The following is a 16,016-nucleotide window of genomic DNA, read 5'->3' as shown; positions in this document are numbered from 1 at the left end:
CCGTGGACATCGACATGAGTGCCCTGCGGGGTCTGGTGCGGGAGAAGGAGATCTCCTTCGACCTGCTGGTCGAGGCGATCGAGTCGGCCCTCCTCATCGCGTACCACCGCACCGAGGGAAGCCGCCGCCACGCGCGCGTGCGCCTCGACCGCGAGAGCGGCCATGTGACGGTGTGGGCGAAGGAGGACCCGTCCGACCTCGAAGAGGGCCAGGAGGCCCGGGAGTTCGACGACACCCCGTCCGACTTCGGCCGGATCGCCGCCAGCACCGCGAAGCAGGTCATCCTGCAGCGGCTGCGCGACGCCGAGGACGACGCGACGCTCGGTGAGTACGCCGGGCGCGAGGGCGACATCGTGACGGGCGTGGTCCAGCAGGGCCGCGATCCGAAGAACGTGCTGGTCGACATCGGCAAGCTCGAGGCCATCCTGCCGGTGCAGGAGCAGGTCCCCGGCGAGGAGTACGTGCACGGCACGCGGCTTCGCTCGTACGTGGTGCGCGTGGCGAAGGGTGTGCGCGGCCCGTCCGTGACCCTGTCGCGCACGCACCCGAACCTGGTGAAGAAGCTGTTCGCGCTCGAGGTCCCCGAGATCGCCGACGGTTCCGTGGAGATCTCCGCCATCGCGCGCGAGGCCGGGCACCGCACGAAGATCGCGGTCCGCTCGACCCGCTCGGGCCTGAACGCCAAGGGTGCCTGCATCGGCCCGATGGGCGGCCGTGTGCGCAACGTCATGGCGGAGCTGAACGGCGAGAAGATCGACATCGTCGACTGGTCCGACGACCCGGCGGACATGGTGGCCAACGCCCTGTCGCCGGCCCGCGTGACCAAGGTCGAGGTCGTGGACATGGCGGCCCGCTCCGCGCGCGTGATCGTGCCGGACTACCAGCTGTCGCTCGCCATCGGCAAGGAGGGCCAGAACGCCCGCCTCGCCGCGCGTCTCACCGGCTGGCGGATCGACATCCGTCCGGACACGGAGCAGCAGCCGGCCGAATAATCGGTGGCGGTTGCGCGTGGCGACCACAAAGATCACGACAACAACCGTTCGATTTTTGCCCCAAAGGGGTGAGGTCGATACGGGGAGGTAGACTTAACCGTGTCTGGCCGGACGCATGCCCGTGCATGCCCAGAGCGCACGTGTGTGGGCTGCCGGGAGCGAGCGGCCAAGAGCGATCTGCTGCGCATCGTGGTGATCGAGGGCGAATGTGTCCCCGATCCTCGCGGTACGCTGCCCGGCCGGGGTGCGTATGTGCACCCCGCCCTGGTCTGTCTCGACCTGGCGGTCCGCCGCCGGGCGTTCCAGCGGGCGTTCAAAGCCCCTGGCCCGTTCGATACGGAGGCCTTGCGCCACCGCGTCGAGCAGGTAACACCGTAGAACGTGCCGTACGGGACCCCGTGCGGTCCTGGTACCCCCGCGAGTTGGAAGTAGGTCGAGATTGCGATGAGCACTCGATGAGCACGCGATGAGTACGCCCATGAAGTAGCGACGGTCCGGCGTAACCCGGACCTAAAAGGAGCGAAGTGGCTAAGGTCCGGGTATACGAACTCGCCAAGGAGTTCGGGGTGGAGAGCAAGGTCGTCATGGCCAAGCTCCAAGAACTCGGTGAATTTGTCCGTTCGGCGTCCTCGACGATCGAGGCGCCTGTAGTACGCAAGCTGACTGACGCCCTCCAGCAGGGCAGCGGCGGCGGCAAGCCCGCCCCGCGCAAGGCCGCGCCCGCGAAGCCCTCGCCGGCCCGTCCGACCCCGTCTCCGGCGCAGGCCGCCAAGCCTGCTGCTCCGCGCCCGCCGGCTCCCAAGCCTGCCGCCGCGGAGAAGCCCGCTGCCGCCGCCCCGGTGACCCCGGCCGCCGGTCAGCGTCCGACGCCCGGCCCGAAGCCGGCTCCGCGTCCCGCGGCCCCGGCCCCGGCCGTGCCCGAGTTCACGGCTCCGCCCGCGGCTCCGGCCCCCGCTGCCCAGGCCCCCGCGGCCTCCCCGGCAGCCGGTCCGCGCCCGGGTGCCCGTCCCGGCGCCCCGAAGCCCGGCGGTGCCCGTCCGGCCGCTCCCGGCCAGGGTGCTCAGGGTCAGGGCCGTGGCGACCGCGGCGACCGTCAGGGTGCCCCGCGCCCCGGCGGCCAGGGTGGTCAGGGTCAGCGCCCCGGCGCTCGTCCCGCCGGCCCGCGTCCCGGTAACAACCCGTTCACCTCTGGTGGCTCCACCGGCATGGCGCGCCCGCAGGCGCCCCGTCCGGGCGGTGCCCCGCGTCCCGGTGGCGGCCAGGCCGGCCCCGGTGGCCCGCGTCCGCAGGGTGGCCCCGGTGGCGCCCCGCGTCCGCAGGGTCAGGGCGGCGCCCGTCCGACCCCGGGCGGCATGCCTCGTCCGCAGGGCGGTGCCCCGCGTCCCGGTGGTGCCCCCGGTGGTAACCGTCCGAACCCGGGCATGATGCCGCAGCGTCCCGCTGCCGGCAGCCCGCGTCCCGGTGGTGGCCCCGGCGGTGGCCGTGGTCCCGGTGGCGGCGGCGGTCGTCCGGGTGGCGGCGGCGGTCGTCCCGGTGGCGGCGGCTTCGCCGGTCGTCCCGGTGGTGGCGGCGGCGGCTTCGCCGGCCGTCCGGCAGGTCCGGGTGGCGGCGGTGGCGGTTTCGCCGGTCGTCCCGGTGGCGGTGGCGGTTTCGCCGGTCGTCCCGGTGGTGGCCGTCCCGGCGGTCCCGGTGCCCGTGGTGGCACGCAGGGTGCGTTCGGCCGTCCCGGCGGGCCCGCCCGTCGTGGCCGCAAGTCGAAGCGGCAGAGGCGCCAGGAGTACGAGGCCATGCAGGCCCCGTCGGTGGGCGGCGTCATGCTGCCTCGCGGCAACGGACAGTCCGTCCGTCTGTCGCGCGGTGCCTCCCTCACCGACTTCGCGGAGAAGATCGGCGCCAACCCGGCCTCGCTCGTCGCCGTGATGATGAACCTCGGCGAGATGGTCACTGCCACGCAGTCCGTCTCCGACGAGACGCTGAAGCTCCTCGCGGATGAGATGAACTACATCCTCGAGATCGTCAGCCCCGAGGAGGAGGACCGCGAGCTGCTCGAGTCCTTCGACATCGAGTTCGGCGAGGACGAGGGTGGCGAGGAGTTCCTCGTCGCGCGTCCGCCGGTCGTGACCGTCATGGGTCACGTCGACCACGGTAAGACCCGACTGCTCGACACCATCCGCAAGACGAACGTCGTCGCGGGCGAGGCCGGCGGTATCACGCAGCACATCGGTGCGTACCAGGTCTCCACCGAGGTCAACGACGAAGAGCGTCGCATCACCTTCATCGACACCCCGGGTCACGAGGCGTTCACCGCCATGCGTGCCCGTGGTGCGAAGTCGACCGACATCGCGATCCTCGTGGTGGCGGCCAACGACGGCGTCATGCCGCAGACGATCGAGGCGCTGAACCACGCGAAGGCGGCCAACGTGCCGATCGTCGTCGCGGTCAACAAGATCGACGTCGAGGGTGCCGACCCGACCAAGGTGCGCGGTCAGCTCACCGAGTTCGGTCTGGTGGCCGAGGAGTACGGCGGCGACACGATGTTCGTCGACATCTCCGCCAAGCAGGGTCTGAACATCGACTCCCTGCTCGAGGCCGTGGTCCTGACCGCGGACGCCTCGCTCGACCTGCGGGCCAACCCGGAGCAGGACGCGCAGGGTATTGCGATCGAGTCCCACCTCGACCGTGGCCGCGGTGCCGTCTCGACGGTCCTGGTCCAGCGCGGAACGCTGCGCATCGGCGACACGATGGTGGTCGGCGACGCGTACGGCCGTGTCCGGGCGATGCTCGACGACAACGGCAACAACGTCGAGGAAGCGGGTCCGTCGACCCCCGTCCTCGTCCTGGGTCTCACCAACGTCCCGGGTGCCGGCGACAACTTCCTGGTGGTCGACGAGGACCGTACGGCCCGTCAGATCGCCGAGAAGCGTGCCGCTCGCGAGCGCAACGCCAACTTTGCGCGACGCGGCGTCCGGTTCTCCCTGGAGAACCTGGACGAGGCCCTCAAGGCCGGTCTGGTGCAGGAACTCAACCTCATCATCAAGGGCGACGCGTCCGGTTCGGTGGAGGCTCTCGAGTCCTCGCTGCTCCAGCTCGACGTCGGCGAAGAGGTCGACATCCGCGTCCTGCACCGCGGCGTGGGTGCGGTCACCGAGTCGGACATCGACCTGGCGACCGGCTCCGACGCGATCGTCATCGGCTTCAACGTCCGCGCTGCGGGCCGCGCGGCCCAGATGGCGGACCGCGAGGGCGTCGACGTCCGCTACTACTCGGTGATCTACCAGGCCATCGAGGAGATCGAGGCGGCCCTCAAGGGCATGCTCAAGCCGGAGTACGAAGAGGTCGAGCTCGGTACGGCGGAGATCCGCGAGATCTTCCGCTCGTCCAAGCTGGGCAACATCGCCGGTGTGCTCGTCCGGTCCGGCGAGGTCAAGCGCAACACCAAGGCGCGCCTGCTGCGCGATGGCAAGGTCATCGCGGAGAACCTCAACATCTCCGGTCTGCGTCGCTTCAAGGACGACGTCACTGAGATCCGCGAAGGCTTCGAGGGCGGTATCAACCTCGGAAACTTCAACGACATCAAGATCGACGACGTCATCGCGACGTACGAGATGCGCGAGAAGCCGCGCGCCTGATCCGCGCACGGCTCAAGGTCGGGGCCGGTCGGCGGGACGAAATCCCGTCGATCGGCCCCGGCCGTTCCGTGTACGGTTCTGGTGTCCCCGCCAAGTGGTTGGCGGGGCCACGAACCCGAACCGGCGGGACATCCGGACACACATGTATGTGGGGACTCTGTCCTTTGATCTGCTCCTCGGCGACGTTCGCTCGCTGAAGGAGAAACGCTCCGTGGTCCGCCCGATCGTCGCCGAACTCCAGCGCAAGTACGCAGTGAGTGCGGCGGAGACCGGGAACCAGGACCTACACCGCAGGGCCGAGATCGGCCTGGCGATGGTCTCCGCGGACACGGGGCACCTCACCGACGTACTGGACCGGTGCGAGCGTCTGATCGCCGCCCGTCCGGAGGTGGAGCTGCTCTCCGTTCGACGCAGGCTCCACAGCGACGAAGACTGACCGCAAGAGCAAGGCGAAGAAGGAGACGGCGCAGTGGCCGACAACGCGCGGGCGAAAAGGCTGGCGGACCTCATCCGAGAGGTGGTGGCCCAGAAGCTCCAGCGCGGGATCAAGGACCCGCGGCTCGGTACGCATGTGACCATCACGGACACCCGGGTGACGGGTGACCTGCGGGAGGCGACGGTCTTCTACACGGTCTACGGCGACGACGAGGAGCGTGCCGCTGCCGCGGCCGGCCTCGAGAGCGCCAAGGGCGTACTCCGTTCGGCGGTGGGTCAGGCGGCCGGTGTGAAGTTCACGCCGACCCTGGCCTTCGTGGCGGACGCCCTGCCGGACAACGCCAAGGCCATCGACGACCTCCTCGACAAGGCCAGGATCTCGGACGCGAAGGTCCGGGAGGCGTCCGCCGGCGCCGAGTTCGCCGGGGGCGCGGACCCGTACCGCAAGCCCGAGGACGACGAGGACGGCGAAGCCTCGGAATGACGCAGAAGAACACCCCGACGCCCGACGGTCTTGTCATTGTCGACAAGCCGTCGGGCTTCACTTCGCACGACGTGGTGGCCAAGATGCGCGGGATCGCCAAGACCCGCCGCGTCGGCCACGCGGGCACGCTCGACCCCATGGCGACCGGTGTCCTGGTCCTCGGCGTGGAGCGGGCGACCAAGCTGCTCGGCCATCTCGCGCTGACCGAGAAGGAGTACCTGGGCACGATCCGGCTCGGCCAGAACACGCTGACCGACGACGCGGAGGGCGACCTCACGTCGTCCACCGACGCGTCCGGCGTGCGCCGCGAGGCGATCGACGCCGGGGTCGCCAAGCTGACCGGCGCCATCATGCAGGTGCCGTCCAAGGTCAGCGCCATCAAGATCAACGGCGTGCGCTCGTACAAGCGGGCGCGTGAGGGTGAGGAGTTCGAGATCCCGGCGCGGCCGGTCACCGTCTCGTCCTTCACCGTCTACGACATCCGGGACGCGGTCGCCGAGGACGGCACGCCGGTCCTCGACCTGGTCGTCTCGGTGGTCTGCTCGTCGGGTACGTACATCAGGGCCCTCGCCCGGGACCTGGGCGCCGGTCTGGGCGTCGGCGGGCACCTCACCGCGCTGCGCCGCACGCGGGTCGGCCCGTACAAGCTGGACTCCGCGCGGACGCTCGACCAGCTCCAGGAGGAGCTGACCGTGATGCCCGTCGCGGACGCCGCGACCGCCGCGTTCACCCGCTGGGACGTGGACGCCAAGCGCGCGGGGCTCCTGCTCAACGGGGTCCGGCTCGACATGCCCGCGGAGTACGCGGGCGCCGGGCCCGTCGCCGTGTTCGATCCCGCGGGCGTGTTCCTCGCGCTCGTGGAGGAGTCGAAGGGCAAGGCCAAGAGCCTCGCCGTCTTCGGCTGACCCGAAGTGCCCCCACCGTGGAGCGGCCCGCGCCCGTCGGTCGCGGGCCGCTCCACGATCCCCCTCTCCAAGGGTGTATCCATCACCCCCGATCCGTTCACCCCTTCGGGCGGGCGCTCGGAGTGAACCGAGGGAGTGGAAGGGGGCGCGTTCGCCCGGGCGCCTGTCCCACTGATCACCACGCGCCTACCGTCGGTCCTACGGGGCATGGCGGGAGGTTCGACGATGGCGGGACGGGGCCCCCGGGCCGGAGACGGGGACGCGACGGGTCCCGAGGCCGGTCCGCCCCTCGTCCGTGTCCTCGATCTCGCCGGGCGCCTTCGCGGTACCGGTTTCGTCGCGGACGACCGCGGCACCGTCGTCACCAGCCATGAAGCGGTCGACGGCCTCGCCCGCCTCGTGCTGCGGGCCCCCGCCGGTACCACCTGCGTCGCGGGCACCGCCGACATCACCCCGCTGCCCCGCTCCGCGCTCGCGCTCATCCGCACCGACGGGACCGAGGGCCTCGGCCTGCGCCCGCTGCCGGTCGCCGTCCGGGCCCCCGCCCCGGCCGGTTCATATGTGCGGATCGCCGCCGGGGGCTGGCGCGAGGCGCGCGTCCTCGGACACGTCGACGCCACCTACGCCGCGAGCGACCGCGGCCACACGATTTCCGGAGCGATGGAGCTGGCGATCGGCACGGACGGCCGTGACGCGCTGCGGCCCGGCGGCGGTGCCGCCGGAGGACCCGTCCTCGACGCCGCGTCGGGTGCCGTCCTGGCCGTACTGAGCCCGGCCCTCCAGGCGGGTCACCGCGCCGCCGGTCTCGCCGTACCGCTGCGCGAAGCCGCCGCCACTGACCCCGCGGGCCCGCTCGCCGCGCTCCTCGCGCGGAACGCCGCCACCGTGCCGGTCTACGGGGACGAACTCAACCTGGCGGGCGCCCTCCAGCTGACGGCCACATCGGTCGGCTCCGACGGACCGGCCGGCGTCCTCGACCCCGAACCGGTCGAACGGCCCGATGTGGCACGGGAGTTCACTGCCTTCGAGGGGTCGGACGCGGCGGTGCTCGCCCTCGTGGGGGCCCCGGGCAGCGGCCGGACGACGGAGCTCGCCGCGTACGCCGCGCGCCGCGGCCGGGGTGCCCATCCCGCCCCCACCCTCTGGCTGCGCGGCGCCGACCTGCACGGCGACGACCGGAGCGTGGCGGACGCCGCGCGGCGCGCCCTGGTCAGAGCGGGGCGGATCGTCGCGGCGTCGCTGCCGGGAGCCGTGCCCGGAGCGGAGCCTGGGGCCGTGCCCGGAGCCGTGCCCGGACGCACCGGCGCGTCCGGGGGGGCCGAAGGGTGCGGTGGCGCGTGCGGCGGCGGGATCGGTGACGTGTCGCCGGAGCGGATCGCCGCGCCCGCCCGCGCCGCCGGCCGGCCCCTCGTCCTGCTGCTCGACGGGCCTGAGGAGATGCCGCCCGTCCTGGCGCACCGGCTCGCCGAGTGGACCGACGGCACGGCCCGCTGGCTGCGGGACACCGGCGTGCGGCTCGTCGTGGCGTGCCGGGGGGAGTACTGGGAGCGCGCGGGCGAGCTGTTTCCCGCCCGCGCGCTGTACGGGAGGGCCGGGCGGCTGCCCGCGTGTGTGCCGCTGGGGGAGCTGACCGCGGACCAGGCACGCCTGGCGCACGTACGGTACGGGCTGCCCGAGGACGCGCTCGCCGCCCGCGACGCCCGCCACCCCCTCGCGCTGCGGCTCCTCGCCGAGGTGCGGGCCGCGCTGGGCGGGCCTGTGCCGGGCAGCGCCGACCGGGACGCCGTCTTCGCCGCGTACCTCGACCTGATGTGCCTGCGTGTGGCGGTGCGCCTCGCGGCGGTGAACGGGCTGCGGGGGACCGCAGTCCGCAGGCTCGCCGCGCGGGTGTCCGGGCAGGTCCACGAGGCGGCGCGGCGCTGTCTCGGTCCCGGGCAGGGCGAGCTGGACCGGGAGGCGTTCCAGGAGGTGTTCCCGTGGGGCGCGCTGCCGGGGCGCCGCGGCGGGGGCGTCACGGCCTGGGCCCCGGCCGTCCTCGCCGAGGGTGTACTGGTCCCGGCGGGCCGCGGCTACCGGTTCGCGCACGAGGAGGTCGCCGACTGGATCCAGGGCATGCACCTGGACCTGGACGAGGCGCTGCGCGCGCTCGTGCACCGCGAGCGCCAGGCCGGACGGGCGGCGCCCACCGTGCCCGTGCCCCGGCACCGCGCGGGCCCCGTCGTCCAGGCCCTCCTCCTCGTGGAGCGGCAGCGCGGCCTGGCCCAACTCGGCGCGTATCTCACGGAGTTGGCGTTGCGGTCGCTCACGCCGGGCGACGGTGAAGCCTCCTGGTGGGCGGGGCACCTCGTAGAGGAGGCGCTGCTGCGGGTGCCCGACGCCACTCCCTATCTGGACGTCCTCGAGCCGCTCGCCGACCGAGGGTGCCTCGACCCCTCGTTCTGGCGGCGCCTCCCCGTCACGGACGCCGACCGCCTCGCCCTCCTGCGCCGACTCGTCGTGCACGATCCGCCGCCCGGGGACCACGCCCGCCACCTGGACACCGTCGCCGAAATGCTCGCCGCCGACCCGGCCCGCGTCCAGGCCCACCTCACGAGTTGGTTCGACGACGAGCGGCCGCTGCCCGCCCTGCCCGACGCGACCGTCGCCACCGCCGCCCAGGCCCTCCTGCACACCCACCGCCACCGGGGCGTCGACGACCTCACCGAGGCGCTCGCCGACTGCGCGCACCCGCGCGGCGACGAACTCCTCGCCGTGCTCGCCGACGAGGAGCCCTCCGCGCTGTGCCGCGCCGTCGACCGCTGGTCCCACGACGAGCGCCCCGCCCGCCGGGCCGCCGCCGTCACCTACGCCCTGCGCGTCGCCCCGCACGTCACCACGGACGCCGACCGGCGCCTGCTGCGCTACGCCGCGCTCGCCCTGCTCGCCCGCACCACCGACGGCGTCGCGCACGGGGCGGCGCTCTCCCTCCTCGTACGCGACCCGGCGACGCGTGACACGTATCTGGCGCGGGCCCTCGCGCGGTTCGCGGACGGCGATCCCCTGCTGCCCGCGAGCGCGTTCGCGGGCGCTCTGGCCACCCACCCCGAGGCCGTGTTCCGCGCCTTCCACGCGCGCGTGCGGGAGCCCGGGGGCGCGGCCGGCGTGCTGCGCACCCTCGCCGATGTGACCGCGCCCGCCCTCACCCGGCGCGCGGCCGCCCTCGTGCGGGACCTGCCGGCGGACCGGCCCGAGGCGGCGCGGGACGTGGCGGACTACGTCGACCGGTGTCTGGAGCACGGACCGGCCGGCCGGGCGGTGCTCTTCCCGCTCGTCACCGGCCTTCTGCGCACCTGCCCGGCCCCGGTGCGCGCCGCCCTCGCGCCCGTACTGGCGCTGCCCGGCACCGGTGCGTCACGGGCCCTGCGCGCCGAACTCGTCGACGTGCTGCTCGCCCACGAGGACGACCCGGACGTGCTCGACGCCGTCCTGCGGACCGCCGCCCGCAACGCCCCGGACGCCGGCGAGGCCCGCACCCGCGACCTGCTGCGGCGCACCGGACTCCGGCTCGTCCGCACCCCCGAGGGCGCCGCGCGCTTCGACCGCGGGCTCGTCGGGAGCGCCGACGCCGTGCCCGGGTTCGCCGCCCTCGTCGTCCGGTGCCTCGCTCAGGCGCCGGGGGAGTGGGCCGTGCTCGTCGGGCCGAGCGCCCGCCGGGTCATCGAGCGCCTGGCCGGGGTGCGGGTGCCCGCCTGACCTGCTCAGGCCGCTGCGGCGCCTCCCGATGCGGGGCGCGGGCACTCGGCATGGCACTCTTAGACCTGCGTATTCGGCAAAGAGACGTAACGGTCGTACACAGGTTCGCGAGGAGCAATCACCGTGCAGCGCTGGCGTGGCTTGGAGGACATCCCCCAGGACTGGGGGCGCAGCGTCGTCACCATCGGCTCCTACGACGGGGTGCACCGCGGCCACCAGCTGATCATCGGCCGCGCCGTCGAACGGGCCCGTGAACTCGGTGTGCCCGCCGTCGTGGTCACCTTCGACCCGCACCCCAGCGAGGTCGTACGCCCCGGCAGCCACCCCCCGCTGCTCGCCCCGCACCACCGGCGCGCGGAGCTGATGGCCGAGCTCGGCGTGGACGCCCTGCTGATCCTCCCCTTCACCGCCGAGTTCTCGAAGCTGTCGCCGGCCGAGTTCGTCGCGAAGGTCCTCGTCGACAAGCTGCACGCCCGACTCGTCGTCGAGGGCCCCAACTTCCGCTTCGGCCACAAGGCCGCGGGCACCGTCGCGTTCCTCACCGAGCAGGGGGCGACGTACGACTTCGAGGTCGAGGTCGTCGACCTGTACGTGTCCGGCTCGGCCGGCGGCGGCGAGCCCTTCTCGTCGACCCTGACCCGGCGGCTCGTCGCCGAGGGGGACGTGGAGGGGGCGCGCGAGATCCTCGGCCGCCCGCACCGCGTCGAGGGCGTCGTCGTGCGCGGCGCCCAGCGCGGCCGCGAACTCGGCTTCCCGACCGCCAACGTCGAGACGCTCCCGCACACCGCGATCCCCGCCGACGGCGTGTACGCGGGCTGGCTGCACGTCGAGGGCGAGGCGATGCCCGCCGCGATCTCGGTCGGCACCAACCTGCAGTTCGACGCCACCGAGCGCACCGTCGAGGCGTACGCCATCGACCGGGTGGGCCTCGACCTGTACGGCCTGCACGTGGCGGTGGACTTCCTCGCCTATGTGCGCGGGATGGCCAAGTTCGACTCGATCGACGCGCTGCTGGTCGCCATCGCGGACGACGTGAAGCGCTCGCGCGAGCTCATCGAGGCGTACGAGGGCTAGCCGCCGCACACATGTGCCCCAGGTCACATCCTGGGATGTCACATGGGGGCCGCCCTGTCTCGTCAGGTAAGTGTCAGCGCACTTCACGACGGAACAGGGAGCTTGTCATGGAACCCCGTCTCAACATGTTCGCCAGCAAGGCCGCGGTCGGTTTCGTGAAGCGGCTCGTCGCGGCGCACGCACCGCTCGCCGACGCGGGCCTGCCCGCCGCGACACAGGAACTGGTGAAGATCCGGGCCAGCCAGATCAACGGCTGCTCGGGCTGCCTCGACATGCACACCAAGGAAGCCGTCGCCGCGGGGGAGACGCCGCAGCGGCTGATGCTCGTCGCGGCCTGGCGCGAGGCCAAGGTCTTCACGGAGGCGGAGCGCGCCGCGCTGGAACTCACCGAGCAGGGGACGCGTCTCGCCGACGGCGCCGGGGTCTCCGACGAGGCCTGGGCGAACGCGGCCAAGCACTTCGACGAGGATCAACTGGCCGCGCTGGTCTGCCTGATCGCGGGCATCAACGCGTTCAACCGCCTGAACGCGATCGTGCGGCAGCCCGGCGGGGACTACGAGGTGGGGATGGCGTCGCCCCTGGAGTGAGGGGCGGGCCGGGTCCGGTGCGTTGCCGGGTGCGGACCGTCGGTGGCCGCTCGCGCAGTTCCCCGCGCCCCTTAAGGGGCTCAGGTCTTGCGCCCCTGAAAGGGGCGCGGGGAACTGCGCGACCAGCCCACCACAACCCGCAGACGCTAATCCACCCCCCGGGCGAGAGCCCAATGGCAGGCCACCTGTGACCCGCCACCCCCCGAAAGCACCGGCAGATCCACCGTCCGGCAGGACTCCGCGACGCCGGCCCGCTCCGCCTCGCCTCCGGCCAGGACCTGGCACCGCGCGTGGAAGCGGCAGCCGCCGGGGATGCGGGACGGGTCAGGGGGCTCGCCCGTGAGGACCACCGGGTCGCCGGGCGCCTCCGGCAGGACCGACAACAGCGCCTGTGTGTACGGATGCTGAGGTGCCGTCAGGACATCCTCCACCGTTCCCGTCTCCACGATCCGGCCCAGGTACATCACCGCCACCCGGTCCGCGATGTTCCAGGCCAGGCCGAGGTCGTGCGTCACCACCAGCGCGGCCAGGCCGAGTTCGTCCCGCAGGCGGAGCAGCAGGGCCAGGATCTCGCCCCGCACGGACGCGTCCAGGGAGGCCACCGGCTCGTCGGCGACGATCAGTTCGGGCTCCAGGACCAGCGCGCCCGCGATGACCACGCGCTGGCGCTGGCCGCCCGATAGTTCGTGCGGGTAGCGCAGGAAGAAGCGCTCCGGGGGGCGAAGTCCCGCCCGGGACAGGGCATGTGACACCGCCTCGCGCTCGTCTCCGGCGTACCCGTGGATCCGCAGGCCCTCGGCCACGGCCTCGTACACGGTGTGCCGCGGGTTCAGGGAGCCGCTGGGGTCCTGGAGGACCAGCTGGGCGCGCTTGCGGTACGCCTTGAGGGCGCGCGAGGAGTAGTCGAGGGGCTTCCCGTCGAACGTGACCCGGCCGGACGTCGGCGGGACCAGGCCGAGCAGGGACCTGGCGAGCGTCGTCTTGCCGCAGCCCGACTCGCCGACGAGCGCCACGATCTCGCCCGGCGCGATGTCCAGGTCGACGCCGTCCACGGCCCGCGCGGGGTCCGCGCCCCGGCGGCCCGGGAAGGTCACGTGCAGGGCGCCGGCGGTCAGCAGGGGGGACGTACTGCTCGTCATGCTGTGGTGCTCCTTGCGTCGGTGACGGCGGCGCCCACGTGCACGCAGGCCGCCCGCCGTCCGGGCTCCGCGTTCCGCAGCTCCTGGTCCTCGGTGGCGCACACGTCGAGCGCCACCGGGCAGCGCGGGTGGAACGTGCAGCCCGTGGGCAGGGCCGACGGGTCGGGCGGGTCGCCGGGCAGACCGCGCGGCGCGAACCGGGACGCCACGTCGCCGATGCGCGGGAACGCCGCCGACAGGGCTTTCCCGTACGGGTGCCGGGCGTTCTCGTAGACCTGGGAGGCCGGGCCCTCCTCGACGACGCGGCCCGCGTACATCACCGCGAGCCGGTCGCAGGTGTCCGAGAGGACGGCCAGGTCGTGGCTGATCATGACGAGGCCGAGGTCCTGGTCGGAGACGAGCTGTTCGATCAGGCGCAGGATCTGCGCCTGGATCATCACGTCGAGGGCGGTCGTCGGCTCGTCCGCGATGATCAGGCCCGGGTCGCAGGCGAGCGCCATCGCGATCATCACGCGCTGGCGCTGCCCGCCGGACAGCTCGTGCGGATACGCGTCCGCGCGGGCCGCGGGCAGGCCGACGTGCTCAAGGAGCTCGCCGACCCTCTTCTTCGCGCCCGACGGCGTCGCCTTCTTGTGCAGCAGGATCGGCTCGGCGATCTGGTCGCCGATGCGGTGCACCGCGTTCAGCGAGTGCATGGCGCCCTGGAACACGATCGAGGCGCCGGCCCAGCGCACCGCCCTGACCTGCCCCCACTTCATGGTGAGGACGTCCTCGCCGTTCAGCAGGATCTCGCCGGAGACCTTCGTCCCGGCGGGCAGCAGACGCAGCAGCGCGAGCGCGAGCGTCGACTTGCCGCAGCCGGACTCGCCGGCGATGCCGAGCTTCTGGCCGGCCTCGACACTGAGGTCCACACCGCGCACGGCCCGCGCCCCGCCCGCGTACGTCACTTCGAGGTTTCTGACGTCGAGAAGGCTCACCTGGCCACCCTCAGCTTCGGATTGAGGACGGCTTCGACGGCGCGGCCGCACAGCGTGAACGCGAGCGCGACGAGGGCGATGGCGAGCCCGGGCGGCGCCAGGTACCACCAGTCGCCCGCGCTGACCGCGCCCGCCTCGCGCGCGTCCTGGAGCATGCCGCCCCACGACGTGATCGTCGGGTCGCCGAGGCCGAGGAACGCGAGCGTCGCCTCCGTCAGGATCGCGCTGGAGATCACGAGGGTGGTCTGAGCGAGGACGAGCGGCATCACGTTCGGCAGGACGTGCCGCTGCATGATGTGCCCGTGCCCGCCGCCGAGCGCGCGGGCGCGTTCGATGTACGGCCGTGACTCCACGGCCAGGGTCTGGGCGCGGACCAGGCGTGCCGTCGTGGGCCAGGTCGTCACGCCGATCGCCAGGATGACCGTCCAGAGGGAGCGGGACATCACGGTCGCGAGCGCGATGGCGAGGACCAGCGTCGGCATCACCAGGAACCAGTCGGTGACCCGCATCAGGACCGTCGAGTACCAGCCACGGAAGTGGCCCGCGACGATCCCGACGACCGTGCCGATCGCCACGCACAGGAACGCGGCGAGCAGCCCGACGGTGAGGGACACGCGCGCTCCCCACACCAGGAGGGCGAGCACGCTGCGGCCGAACTGGTCGGTGCCGAGCGGGAATTCACCGCTGGGAGCTTCGAGCGCGCCGCCCGGTGCGTCGGTGACCGACTGGGAGTCCGCGCCGACGAGCAGGGGCGCGCACAGTGCGACGAGGGCGATGACGACAAGCCCGGCGAGACCCCACAGGCCGCTCCTGTGCGTGCGGTACTCGCGCCAGAAGCGGGCGGCGGACCGGCGCTTACGGGCGCGCGCCAGGGCCCGCGCGCTCTTGGCGGCCGGCGGCGGCACCGGCGTGTTGTCGAGGTCGGTGTCGAGGTCGGTGTTCGTGTCGGCAGTCATCGGCCCACCCGGGGATCGAGCAGCGGATACAGCACGTCGGCGAGGGTGTTCGCGAGGATCACCGCGGTGGCGAAGACGAAGAACAGGCCCTGGACGAGCGGCAGGTCGGGCACGCTGAGTGCCGAGTAGAAAAGCCCGCCGAGGCCCGGCCAGGAGAAGACCGTCTCGACGAGGATCTGCCCGGCGACGACATGCCCGAGGTTCACGAACATCAGCGTGAAGGTGGGCAGCATCGCGTTCGGGACGGCGTGCTTGCGGCGTACGACGTCGTCGCGCAGGCCCTTCGCGCGCGCCGTCGTCAGATAGTCGCTGCCCATCTCGTCGAGCAGCGAGGAGCGCATCACCAGGAGCGTCTGCGCGTAGCCGACCGCCACCAGTGTGATCACCGGCAGGACGAGATGGTGCGCGACGTCGACGACGTACGCGAAGCCGGTCTCGCCGCCCGACTCCAGGCCGCCCGTCGGGAACAGGCCCGGGATCGGGCCGAGGCCCACTGAGAACACGATGATGAGGAGCAGGCCCAGCCAGAACGACGGGACCGAGTAGAGCGTGAGCGCGAACGCGGTGTTGAAGCGGTCGCTGCGCGATCCGTTGCGCCAGGCGGTGCGGGTGCCCAGCCAGATGCCGAGCGCGGTGTAGAGGACGTACGCCGTGCCGGTGAGCAGCAGCGTCGCCGGGAGCGCCTCGGAGATCTTGTCGATGACCGGGGCGTGGAACTGGTACGACGTGCCGAAGTCGCCGGTCAGCGCGTCCCCGATGTAGTTCGTGAACTGCTGCCACATCGGCAGGTCGAGGCCGAACTGGTGCCGCAGCGACTCCAGTTGCTGCGCGGAGACGCGGCGGCCGCCGGTCATCTGCTTCACCGGGTCGCTGGGGATCAGCCGGAACAGGAAGAAGCTGGTGACCAGGACCGCGAAGAGCGAGACGACCGCCCCCGCGATCTTGCCCGCCACGTACTGGAGATAGGCCTTGGTGTTGCGCGCCCGTGGACCGCGGGCCGCCGACGGCCCGGCCTGAGCCGGGCCGTCGGTGTCCGCACTCTGCACGAGCGCCGGAGTGCTCTCTGCTGTCATGGGGAACTCTCGTTACTCGTGCGGTACCGGGTG

Annotated in this window: 13 protein-coding genes; 9 read left to right on the top strand and 4 right to left on the bottom strand. The window is 72.8% G+C overall.

The window, feature by feature from the left end; genetic code table 11:
- Positions 1–2 precede the first annotated feature (2 nt).
- From nusA to EOT10_RS21305, 9 genes are all read left to right on the top strand, one after another.
- Positions 3–992 carry a transcription termination factor NusA gene (gene nusA, locus EOT10_RS21345; RefSeq protein WP_127829881.1) on the top strand — a complete coding sequence of 330 codons (990 nt, stop codon included), beginning with the start codon at positions 3–5 and terminating at the stop codon, positions 990–992.
- Between the two features lie 99 nt (positions 993–1,091).
- Positions 1,092–1,370, top strand: coding sequence for a YlxR family protein (locus EOT10_RS21340; protein ID WP_127829880.1), 279 nt, complete (start codon positions 1,092–1,094; stop codon positions 1,368–1,370).
- 146 nt (positions 1,371–1,516) lie between these two features.
- The gene (gene infB / locus EOT10_RS21335; protein WP_127829879.1) at positions 1,517–4,621 is read left to right on the top strand and encodes a translation initiation factor IF-2; all 3,105 of its coding nucleotides are present in this window, start codon (positions 1,517–1,519) and stop codon (positions 4,619–4,621) included.
- A 142-nt stretch (positions 4,622–4,763) separates the two neighbouring features.
- Positions 4,764–5,057 carry a DUF503 domain-containing protein gene (locus EOT10_RS21330; protein ID WP_127829878.1) on the top strand — a complete coding sequence of 98 codons (294 nt, stop codon included), beginning with the start codon at positions 4,764–4,766 and terminating at the stop codon, positions 5,055–5,057.
- Positions 5,058–5,090: 33 nt separating this feature from the next.
- The gene (gene rbfA / locus EOT10_RS21325) at positions 5,091–5,540 is read left to right on the top strand and encodes a 30S ribosome-binding factor RbfA (RefSeq protein WP_127829877.1); all 450 of its coding nucleotides are present in this window, start codon (positions 5,091–5,093) and stop codon (positions 5,538–5,540) included.
- Entirely contained in the window at positions 5,537–6,445 is a 909-nt protein-coding gene (gene truB / locus EOT10_RS21320) for a tRNA pseudouridine(55) synthase TruB (protein WP_127829876.1), read from the top strand. Before rbfA ends, truB begins: the two co-directional genes overlap by 4 nt.
- A 225-nt stretch (positions 6,446–6,670) precedes the next feature.
- Entirely contained in the window at positions 6,671–10,177 is a 3,507-nt protein-coding gene (locus EOT10_RS21315; protein ID WP_127829875.1) for a trypsin-like peptidase domain-containing protein, read from the top strand.
- Positions 10,178–10,300: 123 nt separating this feature from the next.
- Entirely contained in the window at positions 10,301–11,251 is a 951-nt protein-coding gene (locus EOT10_RS21310) for a bifunctional riboflavin kinase/FAD synthetase (protein WP_127829874.1), read from the top strand.
- Between the two features lie 107 nt (positions 11,252–11,358).
- The gene (locus EOT10_RS21305) at positions 11,359–11,838 is read left to right on the top strand and encodes a carboxymuconolactone decarboxylase family protein (protein WP_127829873.1); all 480 of its coding nucleotides are present in this window, start codon (positions 11,359–11,361) and stop codon (positions 11,836–11,838) included.
- A 146-nt stretch (positions 11,839–11,984) separates the two neighbouring features.
- Here EOT10_RS21305 and EOT10_RS21300 read toward each other — a convergent pair whose 3' ends face one another.
- The 4 genes from EOT10_RS21300 to EOT10_RS21285 are packed head-to-tail and all read right to left on the bottom strand — an operon-like array spanning position 11,985 to position 15,983.
- The gene (locus EOT10_RS21300) at positions 11,985–12,977 is read right to left on the bottom strand and encodes an ABC transporter ATP-binding protein (RefSeq protein WP_127829872.1); all 993 of its coding nucleotides are present in this window, start codon (positions 12,975–12,977) and stop codon (positions 11,985–11,987) included.
- Complete coding sequence (locus EOT10_RS21295; RefSeq protein ID WP_127829871.1) at positions 12,974–13,954, bottom strand: ABC transporter ATP-binding protein; 981 nt, start codon at positions 13,952–13,954, stop codon at positions 12,974–12,976. Before EOT10_RS21295 ends, EOT10_RS21300 begins: the two co-directional genes overlap by 4 nt.
- A complete protein-coding gene (locus tag EOT10_RS21290) occupies positions 13,951–14,910 on the bottom strand; it encodes an ABC transporter permease (RefSeq protein WP_127829870.1) in 960 nt (319 codons plus the stop codon). Before EOT10_RS21290 ends, EOT10_RS21295 begins: the two co-directional genes overlap by 4 nt.
- On the bottom strand, positions 14,907–15,983 hold the full coding sequence (locus tag EOT10_RS21285; protein WP_127829869.1) for an ABC transporter permease: 1,077 nt from the start codon (positions 15,981–15,983) through the stop codon (positions 14,907–14,909). Before EOT10_RS21285 ends, EOT10_RS21290 begins: the two co-directional genes overlap by 4 nt.
- Positions 15,984–16,016 lie beyond the last annotated feature (33 nt).

The organism is Streptomyces antnestii, assembly GCF_004005495.1.
Classification (GTDB): domain Bacteria; phylum Actinomycetota; class Actinomycetes; order Streptomycetales; family Streptomycetaceae; genus Streptomyces; species Streptomyces antnestii.
This window is presented reverse-complemented; position numbering and strand designations above follow the sequence as displayed.